The 293-nt window shown below is 38.9% G+C and carries 1 protein-coding gene; it reads right to left on the reverse strand.

What is annotated here, in order from left to right; all coding sequences use genetic code 11:
* A partial coding sequence (locus FC36_RS12415) for a hypothetical protein (RefSeq protein ID WP_235805797.1) occupies window positions 1-293 on the reverse strand: 293 nt, incomplete at both ends.

Raw genomic sequence — 293 nt, forward strand, 5'->3', positions numbered from 1 at the left:
TCCCAATGTCCTTCCGTGTGATAATTATATAGGTTTTCAAAACCTAAAAGAAAAGCGCTACGATTGTTTATATCAACTGCCAATCCAATGTACCGGTATTCATCGGGCGTTTCTCCAACATCATCAAATACTAACTTGGCGTCATACACAGTACCATCGTTTGACTTGATAGCGTTTTTGTAAAGAATGCTAGAACCGTTTTTTACCTTATACAGTTGTTCGTAAAATCGAGAATCGGAAGTTGAATCCGCATGACTTATTGTCGGAGTAATACCGGGAGAGTACCAGTATTC

This window comes from Ligilactobacillus equi DSM 15833 = JCM 10991, assembly GCF_001435735.1.
GTDB lineage: Bacteria > Bacillota > Bacilli > Lactobacillales > Lactobacillaceae > Ligilactobacillus > Ligilactobacillus equi.